Annotated in this window: 6 protein-coding genes and 1 pseudogene; 3 read left to right on the top strand and 4 right to left on the bottom strand. The window is 69.2% G+C overall.

What is annotated here, in order from left to right; all coding sequences use genetic code 11:
- The 4 genes and pseudogenes from ACPYOG_RS17735 to ACPYOG_RS17720 form a co-directional block, all read right to left on the bottom strand.
- Window positions 1-687 (bottom strand): annotated as a pseudogene (locus ACPYOG_RS17735) (hypothetical protein); the annotation flags it as partial.
- A gap of 81 nt (window positions 688-768) precedes the next feature.
- Entirely contained in the window at window positions 769-1635 is an 867-nt protein-coding gene (gene rfbA, locus ACPYOG_RS17730; protein WP_481295477.1) for a glucose-1-phosphate thymidylyltransferase RfbA, read from the bottom strand.
- A gap of 3 nt (window positions 1636-1638) precedes the next feature.
- Window positions 1639-2262: a dTDP-4-dehydrorhamnose 3,5-epimerase family protein gene (locus tag ACPYOG_RS17725; protein ID WP_090036650.1), complete on the bottom strand. Its 624-nt coding sequence runs from the start codon at window positions 2260-2262 to the stop codon at window positions 1639-1641.
- Window positions 2263-2271: 9 nt separating this feature from the next.
- Window positions 2272-4158 (bottom strand): cell wall-binding repeat-containing protein, encoded by a 1887-nt coding sequence (locus tag ACPYOG_RS17720; protein ID WP_481295476.1) that lies wholly within the window; start codon window positions 4156-4158, stop codon window positions 2272-2274.
- A 129-nt stretch (window positions 4159-4287) separates the two neighbouring features.
- On the opposite strand from ACPYOG_RS17720, the gene rfbB reads away from it, so the two are divergent.
- From rfbB to ACPYOG_RS17705, 3 genes are all read left to right on the top strand, one after another.
- On the top strand, window positions 4288-5277 hold the full coding sequence (gene rfbB / locus ACPYOG_RS17715) for a dTDP-glucose 4,6-dehydratase (RefSeq protein WP_481295475.1): 990 nt from the start codon (window positions 4288-4290) through the stop codon (window positions 5275-5277).
- A gap of 11 nt (window positions 5278-5288) precedes the next feature.
- Window positions 5289-6143, top strand: a complete 855-nt coding sequence (gene rfbD / locus ACPYOG_RS17710; RefSeq protein ID WP_481295474.1) for a dTDP-4-dehydrorhamnose reductase — start codon at window positions 5289-5291, stop codon at window positions 6141-6143.
- Between the two features lie 116 nt (window positions 6144-6259).
- Complete coding sequence (locus tag ACPYOG_RS17705; RefSeq protein WP_481295473.1) at window positions 6260-8632, top strand: cell wall-binding repeat-containing protein; 2373 nt, start codon at window positions 6260-6262, stop codon at window positions 8630-8632.
- Window positions 8633-8839 lie beyond the last annotated feature (207 nt).

The following is an 8839-nucleotide window of genomic DNA, read 5'->3' as shown; positions in this document are numbered from 1 at the left end:
GTAGTAGTAGAGCGCGGCGGTGGCGGCGTTGCGGACCAGCACATTGCTCGATCCGCACGCGGAATTCGGGTTGTAGCGGATGGCACTCACCTGCCCGACGGGGATCCAGCTGAAGTAGTTCGAGGTCCCCGGCGGGTTGCCGTAGCGCTTGAACTGCCAGGCGGCCTTGTACACCTGGTTGTAGAAGCCCAGCGTCGAGGGATCGCACGGACCGGTGTCCGGGCAGGCGTAGCCGGTCGCCATCTGGTACTGACCGGCGGTGGGCCAGGTGTCGGTGACGAGGCTCTGCTCCTTCTCGAGCAGGACCAGCAGCACCTTCTGACTGATGCCGCAGGCCGCACCGACCTTGGCGATGATCGTGGCGGCCGACTCGTTCGCAGCCCCGGTGTACGCCGCGCACATCGGGTCCGCAGCGCGCGAGTAGGTCGTCTCCTGGTAGTCCTTCAGGCAGGTGTAGCCGGCTCGGCAGGTCGGGACCTGGAGGTTCAGCCAGGCCTGGATGTTTCCGGCGTCGACCGCGCCGCCGTTGTAGAAGTTCGAATCGCTGATGATGAACCCGGCCTGGAAGTCCGCTCCATCGGCCGCCTCGGCGGACGGCGCCGGCACGACGATCCCGCCGACCAGAAGGACGACGAGGGCGGTGCACACGGCGATGAGTGCGCGGAACGGGTGGCGAGGGGGCGTCACACGGGCGAGCCTAACGGGGCTGCGCGGCGATCCGGCGGTGCCACACCCCTCCCGCCGGTTTTGGCGGCTGCGCGGCGGACGTCACTGCTGCTCGAGCAACGCCCTCAGGTAGGTGCCGTATCCGCTCTTCACCAGTGGTGCGGCCAGGGTCTTCAGCTGTGCGTCATCGATCCAGCCCGCGCGCCACGCGATCTCCTCGATGCAGCCGACCTTGAAGCCCTGCCGGTCCTCGATCACCCGCACGTACTCGGAGGCCTGCATCATCGACTCGAAGGTTCCGGTGTCGAGCCAGGCGGTGCCGCGGTCGAGCACCTGGACCTGCAGCCGGCCGGCCTGCAGGTAGCGCTCGTTGACCGTGGAGATCTCCAGCTCGCCACGCGCGCTCGGCTCGATGGTCTTCGCGATCTCGACGACCTGGTTGTCGTAGAAGTAGAGGCCGGGCACGGCGAACCGCGATTTCGGGTCGGCCGGCTTCTCCTCGATCGAGATGGCGGTGAACGTGTCGTCGAACTCGACGACGCCGTAGGCCGTCGGGTCGCTCACCTGGTACGCGAAGATCAGCGCGCCGTCGATCGCGTTGTGGTTCCGCAGGGACGAGCCGAGGCCCGTGCCGTGGAAGATGTTGTCGCCGAGGACGAGCGCGACGGACTCGTCGCCGATGAACTCCTCGCCGATGATGAACGCCTGCGCCAGGCCGTCGGGAGACTCCTGCACTGCGTACTCGAGCCGGATGCCGAGCTGCGAGCCGTCGCCGAGCAGCGCACGGAACTGGTCGTTGTACTCCGGGGTGGTGATGATGAGGATCTCGTCGATTCCGGCCATCATCAGGGTCGACAGCGGGTAGTAGACCATCGGCTTGTCGTAGATCGGCATCAGCTGCTTCGAGATTCCCTTGGTGATGGGCCAGAGCCGGGTGCCGGAGCCCCCGGCGAGGATGATTCCGCGCATCGGTCAGTTGCCTCCGTGGTCGGTGGATGCGTCGAGCGACGCGTAGTAGGCACGGGCGGCCTCCCAGGTCGGCAGCAGGCCGGACGCGGCGGCCTCGGCGAGGCTCGGCGCCTCAGTGTCCTTCGGGGACAGCAGCGGTTCGCCCGCCTCCGCCGGGAAACGCAGGTCGATGTCGGGATCGAGGGGGTTGATCCCGTGCTCACGGCCCGGGTTGTACACGTCTGTCACCAGATAGCTGACCGTCGCGTCGTCCGTCAGGGCGACGAAGCAGTGGCCGAGGCCTTCCGCCAGGTAGATCGCGCGACGGTCGACGTCGTCGAGGAGGACGGAGTCCCACTGGCCGTAGGTCGGCGAGCCGACGCGGATGTCGATGACGTAGTCGAGGACGGCCCCGCGTGGCGCCGTCACGTACTTGGCCTGGCTCGGCGGGATGTCCGCGAAATGGATGCCGCGCACCGATCCACGGCGGGAGACCGAGGTGTTGGCCTGACGGAGGTCGAGGCGGTGGCCGACGGCCTCCTCCAGACGGTCGAACCGGTACCACTCGAAGAACACGCCACGGTCGTCGGCGTGCTGCTTCGGCGTGATCTCGTACGCGTCGGGGATGTTCAGTTCGCGGATCTGCACCCCGAGAGTCTACTGGCAGACCGCGAGAGCCCCCACCTGGTCGGCCAGGGCGTTCGCGCCTCCGAGGGTGACGAGCGTCTGGGCGCGGAGCGCCATCTCGGCCTCCGCCGCATACACGCAGCCGGCCCGGGTCACGAGCAGCGGGCTGTGCGTCTTGCCCGCCCAGGCGGCGCCGGAGAGCGCGTCGGGGAACGTCGTGCCCGACGCGAAGTACGTCGCGGAGGTCGCGCTCGGGAACGCGTCCTGGTTGACGACCACGCTGGTCCCGAAGCGGTCGGCGCCCGAGAGCCGCACGACGGTGAACGCGCCGCGCAGGCTGGACTCGAATCCGGCGGAGATGACGGAGGTGCCGCCGACGATCTTGACCGTGGTGACGTTCAGCGCATGCAGAGCCGCGACCGTCGCCGAGTCGGCGGCGTCGAGGCCGCCGTTCACGAGGAGCACGGGTTGTCCCTGGGAGCCGGCCGCACCTCCCGCCGACAGTGCGTCGGGGAAGCCGAGTCCGGAGGCGAGGTACGCGGTGGCGCCCGTCACCGTCGACCCGAAGATCGTGCTCGCGATCTGCTGCGATGTGTCGAACCGCGAGCCGCCGTAGATGCGCTGCACCTGCGGCTGGACGGTGGCGAGCTGATCCAGGACCGGCTGGGCGATGACCGCGGGGCCCCCGGCCACGTAGATCTTCTGCGGCTTCAGCCGCTGCAGTTCCGTCATGATCACATCGGGGACCGCTCCGGGCATGACGAGCAGGAGTGGACCGCCCAGCTTCGCCGCGGCAGGTGCCGCGGTCAGGGCGTCGGGGAAGTCGAGGCCGTTTGCGATGAAGACGGCCGGGACGCCGGCGCCGGGGGTGGGGAACGCAGCCTGCGAGATCGCGGCCGAGGTGGCGAAGCGGTCGCCGCCGGCCACGCGCTGCGTGGAGGGAACCGACCCGGCGGTCGACGAGCCGTACCAGGCGTTGAACAGCATCCAGAAGTTGCGGATGCCGTACGCCGAGCATTCGTCCCCTAGGCCCGGGTAGCTGTCGAGCGACGCCTGGTTCGGCGTGTACGGCGTGTAGTAGTAGAGGGCGGCCGTGGCCTTGTTCTGGATGGCGATCTGCTTGGTGCCGCACGACGAGTCGAGGTTGTACTGGACAGGAGTCACCTTGCCGACCGGGAACCAGTCGAAGTCACTGCCGACGCCGTACCGCTTGAACTGCCACGCGGCACCGTAGACCTGGTTGAAGAAGCCGGTGGTGTCGGCGGTGTTGGTGCTGCAGCCCTCGCTGGTGTCCGGGCAGTTCCAGCCGGTCGCGAAGTCGTAGGCGTCCTGCGACGGCGCCGTGGAGGTGACGAGCCCCTGCTCCTTCTGCAGCAGCACCACGAGCACGACCGGGTTGATGCCGCAGGAGGTCGCCACGGTGGCGATGATGTGCGCCGAGGACTCCGAGGCGGAGGCGGTGTAGCCGTTGCACATCGCGTCGGCCGCCTTGGTGACGGTCGCCGTGGTGTACGACTTCAGGCAGTCCGGTTTGGTTCCCACACACGTTTTGACCTCTGAGTTCAGGAACGAGGCGATCTGCGTCTCGTTCCAGGCCGAGCCGTTGAAGAAGACGGCGTCGCTCGCCAGATCGCCGTCGACGAACTTGGCGGGATCCGCGTCGGCCGCGGAGAGTGCCCGCAGCTGGCCCGGTGACGCGACGGCTCCCAGCGCGGCAGCGACATTGGCGTTCTCCTGCGATTGCGACGGCACCCGGCCCTCCGTCGCCTTCGCGACGGCCGCGTAGTAGGCCTGCGCGTTCCCGGAATCGTCGGCCACTGCGGGCGTCGTCACAGCGACGGCACCCCCGATCGCAGCGACAGTGAGCACAGCAGTGACCAGCGCGCGGGTCCGAGCCCGCATTCCCCCCATGAGCATGATCCGACCCTAGCGCGTGATATCGGCTCGAACGCAAGAGCGTTCGTGTCCGGAAATCGGCCCGCAGAGCGCCACCCGGTAGAATCGCCCGGGAAATCTCCGACTCTTACGAAGCAGGTCCCCTACTCCATGAAGATTCTCGTCACCGGCGGCGCCGGTTTCATCGGCTCCAATTTCGTTCGTCGCACTCTGCAGGACGCCTACCCGGGCCTGGAGGGCGCCGAGGTGGTCGTGCTCGACGCACTGACCTACTCCGGCAACCTGGCCAACCTGGCGCCCGTCGCCGACTCCCCGAGGTACACCTTCGTGAAGGGCGACATCCGCGACGGCGGCCTGCTGGACGAGCTCTTCCCGACGGTGGATGCGGTCGTCCACTTCGCCGCGGAGTCGCACGTCGACCGCTCGGTGCGGGACGCGTCCATCTTCGTCGAGACCAACGTGCTGGGCACGCAGCAGCTGCTCGACGCCGCCCTGCGCAGCAACCTGAAGCGCTTCGTCCACGTCTCCACCGACGAGGTCTACGGCTCGATCGCCGAGGGCTCCTGGGCGGAGGACCGGCCGCTCGAGCCCAACTCGCCCTACTCGGCCTCGAAGGCCGGCAGCGACCTCCTCGCACGCAGCTACTTCCGCACGCACGGCCTGAACGTGTCGATCACGCGCTGCTCGAACAACTACGGCCCGTACCACTTCCCCGAGAAGGTCATCCCGCTCTTCGTCACCAACCTGATCGACGACAAGCACGTCCCGCTCTACGGCGAGGGCAACAACATCCGCGACTGGCTGCACGTCGACGACCACACCCGCGGCATCGCCATGGTGCTGGTGAACGGCCGCGCCGGCGAGATCTACAACATCGGCGGCGGCACCGAGCTGACCAACAAGGAGCTCACCCAGCTGCTCCTCGACGCGACCGGCAAGGACTGGTCCTACGTCGACCGCGTCGCCGACCGCCTCGGGCACGACCTGCGCTACTCGGTCGATATCTCCAAGATCCAGGCCGAGCTCGGCTACGAGCCGCTGGTGCCGTTCCAGCAGGGCCTCGCCGACGTGGTCCAGTGGTACCGCGACAACCGCGCCTGGTGGGAGCCGCTGAAGGCCCGCGCGGCGCTCGACAACTGATGCCGCCCTCGATGAACCGCATCCTCATCGCCGGTGCGGCCGGGATGCTCGGCCAGGACCTGCAGAAGGCCTTCGCCGGCCGGGACGTGACGGCCCTGTCGCGCGCCGAGCTCGACGTGACCGACCGGGATGCGGTGCTCGCGGCCGCCTCCGGCCACGATGTGGTCATCAACGCCTCCGCCTACACCAAGGTGGACGACGCGGAGACCCACGAGGACGCGGCGTACGCGATCAATGCCCTCGGCACCGAGAACCTCGCGATCGCCGCTGCCGAGCACGGCGCGCGTCTCGTCACCGTCTCGACCGACTACGTCTTCGACGGTCACGCCACGCACCCGTACGGCGAGGACACGCCCCGCGACCCGATCAACGCCTACGGCCGCACCAAGGCCGCCGGCGAGGAGCTGGCGCTGGCGGCGCATCCCGACGGCACATTCGTCGTGCGGACCGCCTGGCTGTACGGCGCCGGCGGCCCGAACTTCGCCAAGACCATGGTGAAGCTCGCCGCCAGCCACGAGACGGTGAGCGTCGTCGACGACCAGCTGGGCCAGCCGACCTGGACGGGCGACCTCGCCGCCCAGGTCCTCGCACTGCTGGAGGCGGACGCTCCGGCCGGGATCTATCACGGCACGAACTCGGGCGAGACCACCTGGTACGGATTCGCCCGCGCCGTCTTCGCCCGGGCCGGCCTCGACCCCGAGCGGGTGAAGCCGACGGACAGCTCGACCTTCGTCCGTCCGGCCGCGCGACCGTCGTACTCGGTCCTCGGTCACGATGCCTGGAGGCGCGTGGGCCTGCAGCCGATGCGCCCCTGGGAGGACGCCCTGGCCGCCGCAACGGCCGAGGGACTCTTCGCTCAGCGATGAACCCGGCCGAACGGGGGACAGTGCCAAATCAGCACCATGCGTAATATGTTTGGTGCAACGTCATCCGCGTGGGGGGTCGGTAAACGGGATCCTGCGCTCGTCTTCCGAGGATTCCTGTGAAACGCGCCCTCCCTCTCGCCCTGATCGCCGCCGCCGCGGTGGTGATCGTCGGTGGAGTGCCTGCGTGGGCCGGCGGCCCGGCTCCCGCGCCGACGCCCGGTCCGGTCACTCCGGTGAGTCCCGAGACGGCGAAGGTGGACGCGGACTCGACTCCCCCGGCGCTGCCGCAGCTCCACCGGCGGACGGTGGACAGCTTCGCCGACCAGGCGAAGCGTCTCGACCCCGGACTCGCCTCGGCGGTGACACGCGACCTGCACATCTCGCCGGCGCAGTACCTCGCCGATGCAGCGGCCGCTCAGGATGCCGGCGCCCTGACCTCAGCGCTGCACACGGAGACCGGTGCCGCAGTGAGCGCGACGGTCGATGGCCAGGCCGTCACGGTTTACACGGAGGATGCCCGCACGGCGGCGCTGGCCCGCGCGGCCGGCGCTGCGGCGGTCGTCGGAGCAGCGCCCCACCACGCCGTGCCGGATGTGCCGGTCGGTCCCCTCTCGGACGTGTACGGCGGGCAGCCGTACTTCATCGGCGCTCTCGGCGCCACCTCCGGCGAACGCTGCTCGGCGGGCTTCCCGGGTTACGGGTTGAGCGGCGGCGCCCCTCAGCTCGTGTCCGCTGGACACTGCTACACGAGCGGAACGTCGACCTACGAGATCACCATGACCGGTCCGAGTTCGGCGACCGGTTCGCAGGGGATCGTGGGCCTTCCCCTGGGTAACTGGATTCCCTCATCGGTCCAGTTCGGCAACAACGCCGACTCGTCACTGATGGCGCTCACCATCGGGCACACCTCGCGTCCCGCGCTCCTCCCCTGGGGCGGCGGTACGGGCGCCCCGTTGGCCGGCACCCCGCCGCTTGTGACCGGGGTCGGACCGGCCGTCGTCGGTGCGCCGCTGTGCAAGAGCGGCTCGACCACCGGGTGGAGTTGCGGGAGCATCGAGGCCACGGACTACCCGATCTCAGTGGAGGGCGCCCCGGGAACTATCAACGCGGTGATCGCGTCGACCTGCTCGAAGCCCGGGGACAGCGGCGGGGCCGCCGTGAGCGGCACCACGGCCGTCGGGCTGGTGTCCGCCGGTCCGAACCTCCTCTGCACCGATGCGAAATACTTCACCGCGTTCTACCCGATGGCCTCCGCCACCGGGCAGTCCAGCGTGTCCGCGCGCTACTCGTCGATCTGGGAGCCCGCGGTCTCGGTCACGGCCACGGTCGCTGTCACCTCGCTCCCAGCGTCCGATCGCGTGCTGCAGGGTGGCGTGCTCTCGGGCACCGCCACCGGCGCGTTCCCGGGCGACTATGTCACGGTCAAGCTCGCGAACGAGACGACCGCACGGACGGCGAGCATCGTCAATGGCACTTGGTCGGTCTCCTTGGCGGGCGCTCCCCTCGGCACCACGAGCTACACGGCGAACGCCGCCTGGGGCAAATACTCCTCCGGTCCTGCTGTCTCCGGGACGCTGCAGATCACAGCGATTCCGACTCAGCGCATCGCCGGAGCGGACCGCTTCGCCACCAGCGTCGCCATCGCGAAGGCCGCCTACCCCACGACCGCTCCGACGGTCTACGTGGCGACCGGGCTCAACTACCCCGACGCGCTGAGCGCCGCACCGGCGGCAGCTCACGCCGGCGGTCCCCTCCTGCTGACCAGCTGGACCCTGCCGGATTCGGTCCGGCAGGAGATCCAGTCGCTCCAGCCCTCGAAGATCGTCGTCGTCGGCGGCCTGAACGTGGTCCCCCAGGTGGTGGAGGACTCCCTGAAGCAGCTGGCACCGACCGTGACCCGTATCGCCGGCCCCGACCGGTACGCCACGTCCCAGCTGATCGCGGCGAATGCCTTCCCCGGCGGCAACATCCCGAAAGCCTTCATGGCTACCGGCACGAACTTCCCCGACGCCCTCGCAGCCGGTGCCGCCGCCGGTTCGCTCGGCGCTCCAGTGCTGCTCGTGAACGGCGGCGCCTCCGCCATCGACGCAGCGTCGACCGCATTCCTGTCGTCGAACAAGACGACGGCCGTGACCCTGGTCGGCGGTACGGACGTCATCACCCCCGGCGTTCAGTCCTCTCTTGCCAACCAGGGGATCACGGTGACACGGTTGGCGGGCGCGGACCGGTTCGAGACGGCCGAAACGGTCGGGCGCTCCTCGTTCCCGACCTTCACGCAGGCCTATATCGCCAGCGGCTTCGGCTTCCCGGACGCCTTGGCGGGCTCGGCCCTTGCGGCGGCGAAGCACGCCCCTCTCTTCACGGTCAACGGAGGCTGTGTCCCCCGCTCGGTCCTCACCGATCTCGCCGCACAGAACGTCTCGCAGGTCTCGCTGCTCGGAGGGACGGCGGTCCTCGGAACACCGCTCGACGCGCTCCAATCCTGCTGACCGAAGCGCGCTCCCCGCGTCGGCCGTGATTGGATGGAGGCGACCGAGCGAAGCGAGAGGGGAGCAGTGTGACCACCCTGCGCGTGATCGTCGACGAACTCGTCTCCGACGAGCCCGGCGGCGCACGCCGGTACACGGAGGAGCTCACGCGCCAGCTCATCGCCACTGCTCCGCGTGGCTGCGACGTCGAGGCGATCGTCTCGAACG

This window comes from Leifsonia sp. HAY1-4F, from assembly GCF_056755275.1.
Note: the sequence above shows the minus strand (reverse complement) of the source record. Positions and strands in the feature narration are given on the sequence as shown.